This is a genomic window from Jeotgalibacillus campisalis, assembly GCF_000829515.1.
GTDB classification, from domain to species: Bacteria; Bacillota; Bacilli; order Bacillales; family Jeotgalibacillaceae; genus Jeotgalibacillus; species Jeotgalibacillus campisalis.
In genome coordinates, this window is the sequence record NZ_JXRR01000008.1 from 103,401 (window position 1) to 118,987 (window position 15,587).

The 15,587-nt window shown below is 41.8% G+C and carries 20 protein-coding genes; 15 read left to right on the top strand and 5 right to left on the bottom strand.

Annotation, left to right across the window (positions count from 1 at the left end; translation table 11 throughout):
* Positions 1–135: 135 nt before the first annotated feature.
* Positions 136–867: an ABC transporter ATP-binding protein gene (locus KR50_RS03910; RefSeq protein ID WP_041055164.1), complete on the top strand. Its 732-nt coding sequence runs from the start codon at positions 136–138 to the stop codon at positions 865–867.
* The gene (locus tag KR50_RS03915) at positions 864–1,616 is read left to right on the top strand and encodes an ABC transporter permease (protein WP_041055166.1); all 753 of its coding nucleotides are present in this window, start codon (positions 864–866) and stop codon (positions 1,614–1,616) included. Before KR50_RS03910 ends, KR50_RS03915 begins: the two co-directional genes overlap by 4 nt.
* Before the next feature lie 99 nt (positions 1,617–1,715).
* Here the strand turns inward: KR50_RS03915 and KR50_RS03920 are convergent, their stop codons facing one another.
* Together KR50_RS03920 and KR50_RS03925 are read right to left on the bottom strand one after the other, a co-directional pair.
* Positions 1,716–1,988: a GlsB/YeaQ/YmgE family stress response membrane protein gene (locus KR50_RS03920; protein WP_052476745.1), complete on the bottom strand. Its 273-nt coding sequence runs from the start codon at positions 1,986–1,988 to the stop codon at positions 1,716–1,718.
* An 82-nt stretch (positions 1,989–2,070) separates the two neighbouring features.
* Complete coding sequence (locus tag KR50_RS03925; protein WP_084215481.1) at positions 2,071–2,973, bottom strand: vanadium-dependent haloperoxidase; 903 nt, start codon at positions 2,971–2,973, stop codon at positions 2,071–2,073.
* Positions 2,974–3,133: 160 nt separating this feature from the next.
* Here KR50_RS03925 and KR50_RS18195 point away from each other — a divergent pair, with 160 nt between their 5' ends.
* The 5 genes from KR50_RS18195 (at position 3,134) to KR50_RS03945 (ending at position 7,954) form a co-directional block, all read left to right on the top strand.
* Positions 3,134–3,289, top strand: coding sequence for a DUF1540 domain-containing protein (locus KR50_RS18195; protein WP_084215482.1), 156 nt, complete (start codon positions 3,134–3,136; stop codon positions 3,287–3,289).
* A 139-nt stretch (positions 3,290–3,428) separates the two neighbouring features.
* Positions 3,429–5,423, top strand: coding sequence for a penicillin-binding transpeptidase domain-containing protein (locus KR50_RS03930; protein ID WP_041055169.1), 1,995 nt, complete (start codon positions 3,429–3,431; stop codon positions 5,421–5,423).
* Positions 5,424–5,512: 89 nt separating this feature from the next.
* Positions 5,513–6,151 carry a spore coat protein gene (locus KR50_RS03935; protein WP_052476748.1) on the top strand — a complete coding sequence of 213 codons (639 nt, stop codon included), beginning with the start codon at positions 5,513–5,515 and terminating at the stop codon, positions 6,149–6,151.
* 252 nt (positions 6,152–6,403) lie between these two features.
* Complete coding sequence (rpiA, locus tag KR50_RS03940; protein ID WP_156969454.1) at positions 6,404–7,096, top strand: ribose-5-phosphate isomerase RpiA; 693 nt, start codon at positions 6,404–6,406, stop codon at positions 7,094–7,096.
* A 237-nt stretch (positions 7,097–7,333) separates the two neighbouring features.
* Positions 7,334–7,954, top strand: a complete 621-nt coding sequence (locus tag KR50_RS03945; protein ID WP_041055171.1) for a DUF421 domain-containing protein — start codon at positions 7,334–7,336, stop codon at positions 7,952–7,954.
* 88 nt (positions 7,955–8,042) lie between these two features.
* On the opposite strand, the gene KR50_RS03950 is transcribed toward KR50_RS03945, so the two are convergent.
* Positions 8,043–8,864: a GNAT family N-acetyltransferase gene (locus KR50_RS03950; protein ID WP_041055174.1), complete on the bottom strand. Its 822-nt coding sequence runs from the start codon at positions 8,862–8,864 to the stop codon at positions 8,043–8,045.
* A 296-nt stretch (positions 8,865–9,160) separates the two neighbouring features.
* Here KR50_RS03950 and KR50_RS03955 point away from each other — a divergent pair, with 296 nt between their 5' ends.
* A complete protein-coding gene (locus KR50_RS03955; protein ID WP_041055732.1) occupies positions 9,161–9,571 on the top strand; it encodes a VOC family protein in 411 nt (136 codons plus the stop codon).
* Between the two features lie 505 nt (positions 9,572–10,076).
* On the opposite strand, the gene KR50_RS03960 is transcribed toward KR50_RS03955, so the two are convergent.
* Both KR50_RS03960 and KR50_RS03965 read right to left on the bottom strand, forming a co-directional pair.
* Positions 10,077–10,421 (bottom strand): tetratricopeptide repeat protein, encoded by a 345-nt coding sequence (locus KR50_RS03960; protein WP_084215484.1) that lies wholly within the window; start codon positions 10,419–10,421, stop codon positions 10,077–10,079.
* 196 nt (positions 10,422–10,617) lie between these two features.
* Positions 10,618–10,962: a hypothetical protein gene (locus KR50_RS03965; protein WP_041055176.1), complete on the bottom strand. Its 345-nt coding sequence runs from the start codon at positions 10,960–10,962 to the stop codon at positions 10,618–10,620.
* A gap of 269 nt (positions 10,963–11,231) precedes the next feature.
* On the opposite strand from KR50_RS03965, the gene KR50_RS03970 reads away from it, so the two are divergent.
* The 7 genes from KR50_RS03970 (at position 11,232) to KR50_RS04000 (ending at position 15,583) form a co-directional block, all read left to right on the top strand.
* Positions 11,232–12,095: a VOC family protein gene (locus tag KR50_RS03970; protein ID WP_041055178.1), complete on the top strand. Its 864-nt coding sequence runs from the start codon at positions 11,232–11,234 to the stop codon at positions 12,093–12,095.
* Between the two features lie 132 nt (positions 12,096–12,227).
* The gene (locus KR50_RS03975) at positions 12,228–13,253 is read left to right on the top strand and encodes a S8 family peptidase (protein WP_052476752.1); all 1,026 of its coding nucleotides are present in this window, start codon (positions 12,228–12,230) and stop codon (positions 13,251–13,253) included.
* Between the two features lie 203 nt (positions 13,254–13,456).
* On the top strand, positions 13,457–13,717 hold the full coding sequence (locus tag KR50_RS03980; protein WP_041055181.1) for a metal-sensitive transcriptional regulator: 261 nt from the start codon (positions 13,457–13,459) through the stop codon (positions 13,715–13,717).
* Positions 13,718–13,827: 110 nt separating this feature from the next.
* Entirely contained in the window at positions 13,828–14,310 is a 483-nt protein-coding gene (locus tag KR50_RS03985) for a DsrE/DsrF/DrsH-like family protein (RefSeq protein WP_041055184.1), read from the top strand.
* 74 nt (positions 14,311–14,384) lie between these two features.
* A complete protein-coding gene (locus KR50_RS03990; RefSeq protein WP_408606140.1) occupies positions 14,385–14,702 on the top strand; it encodes a rhodanese-like domain-containing protein in 318 nt (105 codons plus the stop codon).
* Positions 14,703–14,704: 2 nt separating this feature from the next.
* Positions 14,705–15,001 (top strand): rhodanese-like domain-containing protein, encoded by a 297-nt coding sequence (locus KR50_RS03995; protein ID WP_041055190.1) that lies wholly within the window; start codon positions 14,705–14,707, stop codon positions 14,999–15,001.
* Positions 15,002–15,022: 21 nt separating this feature from the next.
* Entirely contained in the window at positions 15,023–15,583 is a 561-nt protein-coding gene (locus KR50_RS04000; RefSeq protein ID WP_041055193.1) for a sulfurtransferase TusA family protein, read from the top strand.
* Positions 15,584–15,587: the final 4 nt, after the last annotated feature.

Genomic DNA, 15,587 nt, shown 5'->3' on the forward strand with positions numbered 1-15,587 from the left:
CATTAATAGAAACATATGGACTAGTTCCTGTTTATAAGAGCGGGATAAAAGAAATAATTCTTAGTTGCATTAATTAATTTATTTGTTATAGTTATTAAATGATAATAATTATAATTAAATACAGGAAGTGAGAAAATGAATACAAAGTATAAGCCGGCCATTCATTTTAATGATGTTACATATACAATAAATGATAATGTTATTTTAAAAAGGATTACCGGGTCCTTTCCTGAAGGGAAGATTACGACATTAGTCGGTCCGTCCGGGGCTGGGAAAACGACGCTGCTGAAGCTGTGCAACCATCTTATTTCAGCCGGGTCTGGAGAAATTTATATTAAAGATAAGGCGATTGAACAATACGAGCCCGTTGAACTTCGAAAGCTTGTAGGGATGGCATTGCAAAGCGCGCCAATGGTAGAAGGGACGGTATTTGAGAACCTATCCTTGCCATTGTCTCTTCAGGGGGAAAAGCTTGATCCAAAAGAGGCGGAAGAATTACTAGAGGATGTAGGGCTTGGAAAAGAATATCTGCACCGAAGCAGTACGGATCTTTCCGGTGGTCAAAGACAAAAAGTGTCCATTGCCCGCACGCTCGTTAATCGTCCTAAAGTGCTTCTTTTAGATGAAATTACGTCTTCTTTGGACTTTGCATCCTTACATGAAATTGAAGAGCTGATCAGCAAGATTAATCAAAAATACGGAACCACTATTATTTGGATTACCCATAATCTAAAGCAGGCCTTATTGATCGGGAACTACACCTGGGTCATGATGGATGGAGAAGTGATCGAAACTGGAGAAAGCAGCCTCCTTGAATCTCCTGTAAATGAAAAAGTACGGCGGTTTGTGAAAGGAGAAGCAGAATGACCTATCTCACTCTGTCCATTACCTTAATTTTTGTAGTTATTCCTTTAGTATTATCTAAAACACTTCGGCTTGGTCTTGAAAAAGATACAATTGTCGCAACCGTTCGATCGATTATTCAGCTCCTAGCAGTTGGATTCATTCTTAAATTTGTTTTTGATTCGGACAGTTTAATTTACATTTTCTTAATGGTCACGCTCATGATTATTGTCGCCACCCATAATGCAAAGCGTAAAGGAGCCTCAATCAAAGGAATCACTTGGAAGGTAGGACTTACTCTTGTCCTAATTGAAGTTTTAACGCAAAGCATTTTGCTGGGCTTTCAAATTACTCCTCCGACCGCTCAATATATTATTTCTATCAGCGGCATGGTAATTGGAAATTCTATGGTGCTTGCGATCTTGTTTTTAAATCGTTTCACATCCGAAATAGAAGCGCATCAGGAACAGACCGAGTTAGTTCTTTCATTGGGTGGAACACCAAAACAAGCCATTCACAGTCAGCTGATTAAATCGATTAAGGCCAGCATGATCCCAACCATCGAAAGTCAAAAAACAGTCGGGCTTGTCCAGCTCCCCGGCATGATGAGCGGTCAGATTATTGCGGGAGCAGATCCGATTCAGGCTGTTCAATTTCAGCTTCTTATCATGTTTCTATTGCTTACTACGGCGGCAGTTACAAGTACGATGCTTGGTTTTTTATCGTATCCTACCCTTTTTAACAATCGCATGCAGCTGTTGAAAAACCGGTAAATACAGAACTCAGCGATGGGACAAATCTTATAAATTACGAAGAACGTCCTCATGATAAAATCATGAGGACCATTTTTATTTTGCAAAAAATAAGTTTTTCTACTCTTTTTTGTGATCGTGCTTTTTACAGCAGCATGTTAAAATCAGGACTGCCAGCAGGACAAAAACCAATGATCCGATTAAAGCGGAGAATAGGTATATGCCAACAATGACTGGACCAAGGGGCGGAAAAAGCCCGCTGCCGATCCAAGCGCCAATTGCCCCCGCTAAAATCAAAACGCTTAATCCGCAATGAGGAAAATATTTTCCTTCAAATGCCATGGCCAGCCATCCGGCAAATACACCAATAACTAAAAACAAGAGAAATTCCATTCGTACATCCTTCTTTCCTTTAATAGCTCGAGGCTAATGGGTCAATACTATATACCGTGACTGATTATATGAAACATAGCGGCTAATAAAATAATTTTGGCTTAGAGAAGCCCAACTTCAAAAGGGCATCATAGTGGCTTACTTGCGAAGAGATTTTCTTTGACCGCACATTTGAGGTGCAATCATCCGAAAAGTCATAAGGGATAAATTGTTTAAATTCCGTTGCAAAAAAGTCGGCATCTCTAAACATTTCATATGGTTGATCGACCGATCCATCCTTATCCCGCTGTTCTTTCAAATGCCTGACAATGGTGTCCCCGATAAATCTCCCAAGCTTAAGTCCTTCATCGTTATCAATCGGAAAGTGAACACCTGAGTAGAGACGGCTGATCGCATCTTCCTCTGCGAAGCGCTTTAGTTTTGATGCTTCCCGAGGGAAAAAATAGCTTAACACTACCTCCGCACAGCCTGACATGCTGGCATGTCCGGATGGATAAGAAGGAAAACGCGGCGTGCACAGCAAAGGTTCGAGTGACTGATCATATTGAATCGGTCGTGCTGTGTCCCATTTGTATTTTAAATCCCACACAACAATCATCGTATCGTTGATCGCCATTTGAACAACTGCCAGGATTCTTGCGGCTGAGACCGGAGATACTCCGTAGGAATCAATCAAACGGTCAATAACCGGGGTCCACTGTTTAGTAGGAACTCCTGTGCCATAAAAAATGCCGATTCCTTGTTGGTTCGGTGTTGACTCCTTTAAAGCGAGCTGAACAGCTTCAAGCTCTTTTTCGAAATTAATCCGATTTGGATGAACAATAGGGAAAACGATCGCTCTGCCATCGGGATTTAAGAACTCCCCCCGTCTGTTTCGTTTTAAAAATGTCAGCGGCCAGCCGCCAGCAAGTGGAGTCACTGGATCATTTGGAGGAGCTGATTCACCTCCATAAGGTTCCTCTGACCATTTCAAGTATTTTTTCATTACATTTCACCTCCAGTCCTTGTAATAGCTTATGAATGGTAGAGGGTGCAGGATTGTGTAATAAGGGTAATTAATTAGTAAACTGAAGCATTTGTCCATGTAAGAAGAAACGTATGAACCGTTTTTAAACGTGAATACTACTTAACAGGAGGTGGTTGTTGTGGCTCAAGATGTATTATGCGAAGTCAATAACTGTACACACTGGAAAAATGGCAACAGATGCAATGCTAAAGAAATTTATGTAGTCAGTCATAAGGGGAAAAATGCATCGAATAGCGAAGAAACTGATTGTAAAACGTTTGAACCTCAGGCATAGGTTTATGGATAAATGATGATAAATCAAGAGCGTTCCGCTTACAGTGGAACGCTCTTTTTTTGGCAGAAAATTCTTTAATCATGCAAAATCAGGTGATTGTTTGTTACCATAGAGTCAGATCAATATGGGGGGATTTAGCATGAAAAAAGCAATAATCGGCTCTTTCTTATTCACGGGTGTTGTATTTTTAGCAGGCTGCAGCGACCCAGTTACACCTGATGAGCGCCTTGAAGAGTACATAAAGTTATGGAATGATCAGGAATTTGATCAAATGTACAGTGATTATACTTCAGCTGACACAAAAGAAACCTTTACAAAAGAAGAATCGGCAGACCGTATGGCTGCTTTATATAGTGACTTGGAAGTAACGGATCTTGTAGTAACGATGCCGGATGTGGCGGAGGATACTGAGTGGGAAGAGGGAGAACCTGCCACTTTTACAGTTCCAATAAGCTTTCAAACGCTAGCAGGACCGGTTGAATATGAGCAGGATATGACGGTCGTTTTTGAAGAAACCGAAGAAAACGAAAACTGGTTTATTCAATGGGAGCCCGCTTTGATCCTTCCCGAACTTGAAGCAGGAGATCGAGTGCGGATCGTCGACACGCCAGGTGTCCGGGGTGAAATTTTTGACCGTAACGGAAATCCGCTTGCTGTAAATGGATCAGGCTATCAAGTTGGGGCCGTTTCGGGAGAACTGACAGACGAAGCAAAAAATAAGCTGGCAGAAGAATTGTCGTTAAGCACGGAAACGATCGACGAGCAGCTTGCACAGGATTGGGTGCAAGCTGGTCAGTTTGTGCCATTGAAGAAAGTATCGAATTCACAAAGAGATAAAGTCGCCGACCTATCCGAGCTGGATGGGATAACGTATCAGGAAATTAAAATGCGTGAATATCCTTATGGAGAAGCCGCCTCACACTTAACAGGCTATATTAGTGCGATTAGTGCGGAGCAGCTTGAAGAAATGGGTGAGGAGGGCTACACCGCAAATGACCAAATTGGCAACCGGGGTCTTGAACAGCTTTTGGAGGATCAGCTGCGGGCGGAAACAGGGAGAAATATTTTAATTGAAAAAGGCGGGGAAAAAACGGTCACAGTGGCCGAAAAGCCTGCCGAAGATGGAGAAGACATCACCTTAACCATTGATGCCGAGCTGCAAAAGACAGCCTTTGAATCGATGAAAGGGAAACAGGGAACAGCCGCTGCAGTCGATCCGGAAACGGGAGAAACACTCGTGCTCGCAAGTTCTCCAGGCTTTGACCCGGGTGAGTGGTCGCTTGGGATTAGCGGGGAACGGTATACCGAGCTTTCTGAAGATCCGGATGCACCACTTTTAAATCGCTTTTCAGCAGCCTATGCACCGGGCTCCACCCAAAAAACGATAACCGCTGCGATCGGTCTTGAAGCAGGGACACTCGACCCGGAAGAAGGCTATACAATCAATGGGCTTGAATGGCAGGAGGAAGGCTGGGGAGACTTCGTGGTCACACGTGTTCATGAAGCACCAAATCCCATTGATTTAAATAAAGGGCTTGTTTTTTCTGACAACATCTACTTTGCGCGTGTAGCATTGGAAATGGGAAAAGAAACATTCATTGAGGGACTGGAGAATATGGGATATGGTCAAGAGCTGCCTTTTGTTTATCCGATGTCTGATTCTCAAATTTCCAATGACGGATCGATTGGTTCTGAAGGACAGCTTGTCGACACTTCCTATGGCCAGGGAGAAATGCTGACCAATATTCTACACCTGGCTGTCATGTATGAGACGGTCGTTAACGACGGGGTCATGATGAAGCCATTGCTTTTTGAAAGTGAAGAGCAGGAAGTCTGGAAAGATGGCCTGCTATCGCCGGAACATGCAGAAATACTTCGCGGGGATTTACGGGAAGTGGTAACTGAGGGCTTCGCAGGTCCCGCAGACATTCCAGAGGTACAGATCGCCGGGAAAACAGGTACGGCTGAACTAAAGCAGTCCGGTGAAGAGTCAGGAAAAGAAAACGGATTTTTCGTAGCCTACGACCAGGAAGATCCTGCATTCATATTGGCTATGATGATTGAAGGGGTAGAAGACGAAGGCGGCAGTTCATATGTATCTGAGCTCGCTGCAGAAGTATTTCAAAATCAGTAAGCCTATCCCTTGGTTATAAATCGGCAAGGATGTATGAAACACAGTAGACATGGCAAACTACCCTCGAGAACAAAAGGAGGGTTTCACCTATGCAAAATGATCATCAGGATAATATACAGCAATCGACTGCAATGTCTCAATCGCTTAATCATGGCGGACATGAATTGTTCGATGTCAGTGAAGTGCTATCCATGTCCATTGGGGTAATCGACCAGTATACAATCTTCCGTCAGCATGTAAAAGATCAGGAATTGATGCAGATTCTTGACCACCAATTGGATTTTTTAAAGCAGGAATACAATACAACGCTTGAGATTTTTCAAACAGGCTCCAAGCCATCGCAATCCATAAAAACGTACGATATGAAAATGGATCATGGAAATTCGACGGTTTTTGGTCTTACACAAATGCCGCCGTCAAAGCCTGTCCAATCCGTAAATGAAATCAGCGATCAGTCTATTTCAGGGTACATGCTTGGCCATGTTAAATCAGGCGCGTCGCTTAAAGCCATGACAGCCCTTGAGATGACTCATCCCGTTTTAAGAAGAGCGGTTGCAGACAGTGTGGCTAACTGGGTGGAGATGGCCTATGAACTTTTCCTGTATCAAAACAGACACCATTATTATCAGGTGCCGCAGCTATCTCAAGGCGACATGCAGCAAATGACAAACGGGTATGCGAAAGCACCGGCAACAGCAGGACCATCCGGCAGCCAAATGATGCAATAAAATCAAAAGATGCTCGGACCAAAGGTGCAATGGCAATGAACCGGCGAAATCGAATGCCTTAATGGATTTTATTCCATTAAGGCATCTTTTTGTTTATGGTTCGTTTTTCGCGCTCCAAGGAAAGCCATAAGAAATTATCGTTGGATAAAGATAAAAATGTTAAATTGATTAAACAGGCAGTCGGACTGGCTAAACAGTAGGGAATGCTAATTTCCCGTCTTGCAAACCGTAAAACCCAAGGAGGTATGTGACTTGAAAGCAGAGGACAGATATAAACAGATGGCTGGTGAAAAAGCAGCTTCGTTTGTTCAAGAAGGAATGATCGTTGGACTCGGATCCGGATCCACCATGTACTGGATGGTGAGAAAGCTTGGTGAAATGGTTCAAAAAGGACTCACCATAGCGGGTATACCAACCTCCCTTCAGACCGAAAAATGGGCAAAAGAATTTGGCGTCCCGCTAACCTCTTTTGCTCAAAACCCTGACATCGATCTGGCTATTGACGGAGCAGACGAAATCGACCCGGAATTCAGGCTGATAAAAGGCGGAGGCGGCTCTCTAGTCAGAGAGAAAGTGGTCGCTGCTGCGGCAAAACAATTTATTATTGCCGCTGATGAAAGCAAAGTGGTCTCTGTTCTGGGACATTTTCCTTTGCCTGTAGAGATCGTCCCATTTGGCTTTGAAGCCACTGCACTTCAACTGGGGAAACTGGGCTGCGATCCACAAGTAAGAACAAAGGGAAACGAAAAGTTTGTTACGGATAACGGGAATTTTATTTTAGACTGCTCATTTTCAAGGATTGAAGATCCTGTCTCTCTTCACCACAAAATAAAAATGCTTACAGGAGTGGTGGAAACGGGTCTTTTTCTAAACATGGCAGATGTAGTGATTATAGGCGATCAAAGAGGAGCACAAAGGATGAACATGCGGAGGGGCCAGAGGTGAATAATTGATAGACAGCGGAATAGTGGCAGTCGTCAGGGGCCAACCCTGAAACCATTATTGAGACGGTCGTGCATTAAAAAAAGCGGTGTTTCAGCGGAAAGGAAAACAGGTTTATTTAGCCTGTTTTTGATGCTTTTTACTACATTTGTGCATCCATCTGTCACTCTCATTCATAAAGAGCGCAAAACAGGCTCATACTTGTAAAAGCGCAAATGTTTTGGTGAAAGGGTGAGGATTGTGGAATGGGATTTACTATGGAAAGCTGTCATCATCGTGCTGGGGGGAACATTTTTATTGCGGTTTGCAGGCAGAAAATCCATTTCTCAAATGACGCTGACACAAACAGTCATCATGATCGGGATTGGATCTCTTTTAATCCAGCCTCTAGCTGGTGAAAATATTTGGACCACATTACTGGTTGGAGCAGTGCTTGTGGTCACTCTGGTAGGGATGGAATTTTTTCAAATACAATCAGATGGTGTTGAAAAAGTGATCACTGGAAAATCCAAGATCGTTTTAGAAAATGGACATCTTCATGAAAAAAATTTACGGAAGCTGCGTTTAACAGTCGACCAGCTTGAAATGAAATTAAGACAGCAGAACGTCTCAAAAATAACCGATATTAAATGGGCAACTTTGGAGCCAAACGGGCAGGTAGGTTTTGAATTAAAAAAAGATGCTAAACCAATAACCTTTGCTGAATTTCAACAGCTTCAGCAGAGCCTGGACCAAATTATGCAGCATCTTGGCATTGTAAGTCATGCAAAAGAACAAAATACAGAGGAAGCTGCTCAAGATCTTTTTACAGAAGTTCATCAGCATGAACATTCTGTCAGGCCCCCCAAGCACTTGCAATAAAAACTGATCAGATGAGAGTAGGGGCAGGCTCCATAAAGTCAACGTTTCAATGCTGCCCCAAATCTCAGGTTCTAAAACCATTTACCCCTCATTCGTATCGGTAGTAATCCTGGGAATGATAGACTTCAAACCCGCATGATTGATAAAGCTCCAATGTATGCTGATGATCAGCTTGAACCTCAAGATGAATTTCCTTTTTTGAGATCGAATGTTTTTGAATGACCTGCTGCAGGGCACTGCGACCAATGCCTTTTCCCTGATAAATTGGCAGAATGGCAAAGCCATAAATCCACAATTGGTTGTCTGCACGGTGAATCCGCAGCTTTCCAACGCTGCTGCCTGCATGCTCAATAATGTAATTCGTCTGGCCATGCTCCTGATTTCTTAGATCCCAATGCTGTTCGGCTTCTTCTCTTGTTGTTTCAAAGGCTTCAATATCAAGCCGCAGTTCAAGCTCCTTATCTTCTGCTCTTGCTTTTCGAACCACCGCTTGGTTCGAAGGAGATAAAGAAGCGGGTTTCCACATCATTTGGTACTCGGTGAAAGAATACGTACAAGCGAGTGTTTCCAAATAAGCTTTACCTGATAATGAATCTGCAGGTGTATTTAAAAGAACTTTTGTGTATTTTTTTTGTTTGAAATAACGTTCTGCTTCTTCTTTGAAGGAAGTGAAAATCCCTTTCCTTCTGTGAGCAGGGTGCACCATTCCGCAAACCTCTGCTGTCAAACCGAATCCATAGATCGCAAGAAATCCGATTAATTGGTTTTCTTCATACGCCTTGTAAACCTTTAAACCATCAGGATTGTCCATCGCTAGCCAGTCTTCGTTTAATTTAAGATTGACTCCATCATGCTTTTCGCAGATTTTTTTCAGCACATCGATTTCATTTAGCTCATTTTTACTTAACATATTCACACTCTCCATCTGAATTGAACAGAAATTCTGTCCAATCCTATTTGCTGATCCCGAAAAGGATGGTTACTTTCAATTATACTGAATAGAACAAAATTAAACTTGTTTATTTTTGATCCTTTTCAAAAGGGAGAAATTTCTCAATTGGTTACTATACCAGAAAATTACTCGTTCAATACTTAAATAAAAAAGAGGATTTAAGATAGTAAAAAAGAATGTTAAAAAGAGAGGGATTTCTGAAGAAAGATAATGTAAAGATTGAAAACAATTTTAAAAGAGGAGTGGAAGGACCAATGGTACATTCCCATACAAAAATTACCCCTTTTTTAATGTTTGAGGGTCAGGCAGAAGAAGCGATGAATTATTATGTTTCCATCTTTGATCATTCAGAGATCATTAATGTTCAATACTACGGACCAAATGAATCAGGAGAAGAAGGAACCATTCTGCAAGCTACATTTTCCCTTAATGGACAGGAATTTATGTGCATTGACAGCAGCGTGAAGCACGAATTTTCATTTACACCTGCCATTTCTTTTTATCTTAACTGTGGAACGGAAGAAGAAATCACTCTTGCGTATGACTGGCTATCTCAAGGAGGGAGTGTAATGATGCCGCTCGCATCTTACCCTTTTAGTGAAAAGTTCGCTTGGGTTAGAGATAAATTCGGTGTAACCTGGCAGTTAAATTTAGTAAAAAACTAAAAATCATCCCTGCCATCATACTGTGATCTATAAGAAACTATTTTCAGGCTAAAGTAATATTCTACATGATCGAAAAAAATGCCCGGAAGGTAGTTTTGAATAGTGGGAGCAGGGTATATATTCTTTGAGACCACGTAAACCAACGGTGAAGCAGCAGGGAAGTCCCGCAGGATAGAACGCTGTTTTGACGATTTGTAGTGAGAGTCAAAGATGGATTTGCTTTCTTAAACCAAGTTTTAATTTTTCTTGCAATGGAGCAAGTGAACTAAAAGAGAGCAAATCTTTTTTTATGACTGCTAATTATATGAACAAACCAATAAATAGGCCTTTACCCTTAAATGGGGTAAAGGTCTTTTCGTGTAAAAAAGTCGTATGGTGTCGGAAACTTTTTCATTCGACAGTGTTTTTTTGAAAAATTTATTTACGCTATCCCGAGTAAAGAGTAAATTAGGTGAAAAATGAATACCAATTACCTATGATCAGAGTAGTGCACTTTCTTTAAAACTTATTTCCGTTTTTCTTCCTGGTGCGCGGAATAAAATTGAATGGCTTTCTTATAGCTCAGCACTTCTTTATCCCCTGCTTGTTCGAGTAAACCTGAAAGGAGCATCTCCATCGCCTCTTCGTGATGTTCCAGATTATAAAGGGTCATGGAAAGGAAGATCGGCATAACCTTATTCTCTTTGAAAAGCTCAGTGCCGCGTTTTATTGTCTTCTTAGCTTCTTCATACAAGCCAAGCAACCGATATGTACTCCCTGATCCAACAAAGGTCCTCATAATACCGGTATCAAGTGCCTTTTTATAATTAGGCACTGCATCAGCCTCTTTGCCAAGTACATCAAATTTCAACGCGTATTAAAAGTGAAGATAACCGTCTTCAGGTGAATTCCTTACTAAGTCGAGCAGTTTTGCGTTAAACTCTTTCAGGTTCCCTTTTCTCCTTGACTCCAATGCAGCAGCTAGTAAAGTGTCCATTTTTTTCCTCTGTCACTAAAAAAAGGCCCCTTTGAACAGGGACCTCTAACCAATTAAATGCAAAGATTTTTTACACTAATGAACTCTTGATCGACATCTCTACAAGAGAGCGCCATCGTGCATAAGCCATTAAAACCTCTGGTGTTTTCTTAATTGAATCCAGCATGTTTTGAACTCTTTTCAGCATATGCGTTAAAACCTTGCTGCTCGGCTTTTGAGATAAAATTTCTTTTTCAATTGCTTTTATCGCATTACTGATTTTATTTATATCATCATCCGAACAGTGTTTACAGTCATATAGGCGAGTCTCCAGTTGAGAAGAAGCAACTTTTATACAGTTAATCACCGGCTGATCTGCAGCTTCTACATTCATTTCCTGCTCAAGCTGTTTTTGAAAATAGTTATAGTTAATCATTTTAATCTTCTCCTAATTGTGTATTTTAATCTTTAAATACCTCTTTTTCGCCGTCTCAAAACGGGCATATTTTCCTGTTATTATTATAATGAAATAGGAAATGTCGAAAAAGATAGAATATCCCTTATTTTAGAAAAATATTCACATGTCTATACAGACAGATGAACTGTCATTGACAATAATTGAAAATTCTCCTACTATTAGTTACATAAAGTAACTCGTTGAGATTTTTCGCACAAAATTATAGTTATGATAGGAGAAGTGGAAATATGACCTTTCATCAGCCTCCCGCCTCTTTCGTGGGGCAAATAGAATTAGTGGTTTCGGATATTGAACGTTCTTTGGCTTTCTATGAGTGCATTGTTGGCCTGAAATTGATCAGTAGAGATGAAAAAAGTGCAAAGCTGTCAGCAGATGGCTCGAAAATTTTACTTTCAATCGTGCAAACAGAGGAAGTAAAAGAAAAAGAACCACGTTCCACTGGTCTCTACCACTTTGCACTTTTACTTCCCACCAGAAGCGATCTAGCTGATCTGGTGAAACATTTAGTAAAAAAGGGAGTTAAGTTGGGCGGCTCTGATCATGGGGTAAGTGAGGCTGTTTATTTTGATGATCCGGACGGCAATGGCATTGAAGTATATAGAGACCGCTCTCATACTGAGTGGGGATGGAACAACTCTCAGGTAAAGATGTCAGTGGACCCCTTAAATATAGAAGAATTATTGAGCGAAGGACAAAGAGAGTGGAGTAAAGTGCCGTTGAAAACGATTATTGGCCATCTCCATCTTCATGTGTCAGAGCTTGATAAAACGCAGGAGTTTTACAGAGAGGGCCTGGGTCTGGATGTTGTCAGCCGATTTAATGGACAGGCACTCTTTATGTCAACAGCAGGGTACCATCACCACATCGGTTTAAATACCTGGAAGGGCGTGGATGCTCCTCCGCCGTCAAAAAACAGTGTCGGACTTCATTGGTTTTCTTTTGTTGTTAACGACGAAGATGAAAAAATGAAGGTCGTCGAACGGCTGCAAAAATTAAATTATGCTGTGTATTCTAAAGAGGGATGCTTTTGGACACAAGATCCTTCCGGACATCAGATAAAAATTATAACAAATAAAGAATTCAGCAGTTAAATAAGTACCTAAATGAATGGTTGTTCAAGCAGGATAACCGCTCGAACTTGAAGAATATAGAAGGAAGAAGATCAGGTCTTCAACAAGTCCTTGTTCGTTCACTGAAAAAGAAACATACAGGGAGGAAATATAATGGATAAAATTAGATTAATTCCTTTTCAAGTTCAGGAAATCCATTCTGTTTCGCAGCAGAGCATACCAGAGGGCATAAAAATGATTCAAGCACCGGATGTCTGGGAAGAAGGAGCGTATGGTGAAGGGCAGATCATTGCGGTTATTGACACAGGCTGCCAAACCGATCATCCTGATTTAGCTGGAAGAATAGTAGGCGGGTGCAATTTCACAACTGATTTTGGCGGTGATGCCGAAAATTATAGTGACAACAATGGACATGGTACTCATGTCGCAGGTACGATTGCGGCTTCTATGTTAGAAGGTGAAGGTATTGCAGGTGTTGCTCCAAAAGCCGGATTGCTGATCTTGAAAGTTCTGACCGGATCAGGCAGCGGCAGCTATCAGGGAATTGTTGATGCCATTCATTATGCGATCGACTGGCGGGGTCCTAATGATGAAACCGTCTGTGCTATGTCCATGTCTCTTGGAGGACCTTCAGATCTGCCTGAGCTTTATGAGGCGGTAAAACGGGCAGTAGATGAAGGGGTTGCTGTCGTTTGTGCTGCAGGAAACGAGGGAGATAACAGACCGGATACTGATGAATATGCATACCCCGGTGCCTATGCCGAAGTAATTCAAATCGGCGCAATCAACTTTAATAGGGAAATTGCTCCTTTCAGCAATACAAATGATGAGATTGATTTAGTAGCCCCCGGGGTAAATATTCACTCCACCTATTTGGATGGTCAATACGCCAACCTTTCTGGTACGTCAATGGCTACTCCGCATGTATCCGGTGCGCTTGCACTGATTAAAAATATAGCCGAAAAACGCTATGAACGGCAGTTGAGTGAAGCAGAACTTTATGCGCAGCTTGTTAAGAGAACGGTTCCTCTGGGCTTTCCGAAAACGGCAGAAGGAAACGGACTGCTTGCACTTGACATCCTGGATCAATTTGATAAAGTCTTTAGAATGTATAATGCATGTTTTGGAAATACCTCAGACAACAATAGTGAAAGTAATACAGTAAATACCAAATTATAAGGCAACCAGAGAAGGCTCAAGCGCCATCCTGAAGCGCAATCAAAAGGTTAAAGAGGCTGAGACACTTTTTTTGTCAAAGCCTCTTTGTGCCTTCATTTAAGCAACGATTGTGTAGATGCAGTGAAAAGAATAAAATCAGCCACTTGACAATATACCTATAGGGGTATATGATTAGTCTTGTTCAGCAAAAGGAGGTACTCATCATGGACTACGATGATAAAGTAAAAAATCGAGTTAAACGCATAGAGGGTCAATTAAAAGGAATTCTGCGTATGATGGAAGAAGAGCAGGACTGTAAGGACGTAATTGTCCAGCTGTCAGCTGCCCGCACGGCTATTGATCGCACGATGGGAGTCATTGTCAGTTCTAACCTGGTTGAATGTGTGCGTAAAGCAAACGAAGACGGGGAAGATACAGACGCTCTTGTTCAGGAAGCAGTAAATTTACTTGTTAAAAGCCGATAAAAATAGAAAGGTTGACAACCCTTTTTATTTAGATTAAATTATACCCCTCGGGGTAAATAATATTTTTTTAAACAAAAAAATACCCCTAGGGGTAATAGGAGGAATAAAGAATGTCAGAACAAAAAAAGAAAACAACCATCGTTTTATTTAGTGGAGAGTACGACAAAGCAATGGCAGCATACATTATTGCCAACGGAGCAGCAGCTTACGATCACGAGGTAACCATTTTCCACACGTTCTGGGGCTTAAACGCCCTGCGCAAGGAAGAACTGGTACCGGTTAAAAAAGGATTTTTAGAAAATATGTTCGGGCGCATGATGCCGCGTGGCGCTGACAAAATGCCTCTTTCAAACATGAACTTTGGCGGTATGGGACCGAAAATGATTAAGCATGTGATGAAAAAGCATAATGCCATGACGCTTCCAGAATTAATAGATATGGCAAAAGAGCAGGATGTAAAATTGGTAGCTTGTACGATGACAATGGACCTTTTAGGGCTTCATAAAGATGAGCTTGTGCACGGACTGGATTACGCCGGAGTAGCTGCATATCTTGGAGATGCTGAAAAAGGAAATGTCAATCTGTTCATCTAAAGGGGACGGTTAAAATGGAAACAGTCTTTCTGTTAATTGCAGTGGTTGCGATTGGCTTCATACTCGCAACCAAAATGGGCAAGTCCCAAAAAGGCATAAAGCAATCGAGCACAGAAGAATTGCAAAAAAATCTGAACCAAAAAGATAAACAATACGTGGATGTCCGTACTCCGGCTGAATATAAGCGGGGTGCGGTTCCCGGGTTTCAAAACATTCCTTTGAATGAACTGCCAAAGAGAATGACGGAATTAACGAAAGATAAAGAAGTCGTTGTCATGTGCCAAAGCGGCATGAGAAGCATGAAAGCCAGCTCAACGCTGAAGAAAAATGGATTTGGCTCTGTAACAAATATAAAAGGCGGTATGTCTGCCTGGAAGGGGAAGGTGAAATAGCAGTGAAACAAATAACTCCTGCTGATGTAGAACAAAAGCTCTCAGCTAAAGAAGAACTTCAGTTAATTGATGTAAGAGAAACCGATGAAGTAGCACAAGGGAAAATTCCAGGGGCACAAAACATTCCACTTGGACTGCTGGAATTCCGTATGCATGAACTGGATAAGAAGAAGGAATACACACTTGTCTGCCGATCCGGCGGAAGAAGCGGGATGGCGGCTGAACTGCTTGACCGGAATGGCTATCATGTCATCAATATGACTGGCGGTATGCTCAAGTGGAATGGACCTACTGAGTAAAAAAATAAGGAGGAATAAGAGATGATACAAGCAAATGAGGTACTCGATGCAAAAGGACTCGCTTGTCCAATGCCAATTGTTAAAACAAAAAAAGTGATGAACAACTTAGAGCCGGGACAGGTAATTCAAGTTCAGGCAACGGATAAAGGCTCAACAGCTGACTTGAAAGCATGGGCGGAAAGTGCAAATCATCAATATCTTGGAACAGTTGAAGAAGGAGACGTACTTCATCACTACCTGCGTAAAGCAAGCGGAGAAGAAATGGCAGAAACAACACATGAGCCGACTGTATCAAATGAAGAGTTGGAGTCAGCATTAGATAGAGAAGATAGTATGGTGCTCGATGTTCGGGAAGAAGCAGAGTTTGCGTTCAGTCATATTCCTGGTGCGAAATCCATTCCGCTTGGCAAGCTTGAGGAGCAAATGCAGGAACTGGATAAAAATAAGAATGTTTATGTCGTTTGCCGTACTGGAAGCAGAAGCGATTTGGCCGCCAAGAAGCTGGCAAATGCAGGGTTTGGGAAGGTTCACAATGTCGTTCCTGGTATGAGCGGATGGAATGGGAAAACAACATCTCTATAAAAAA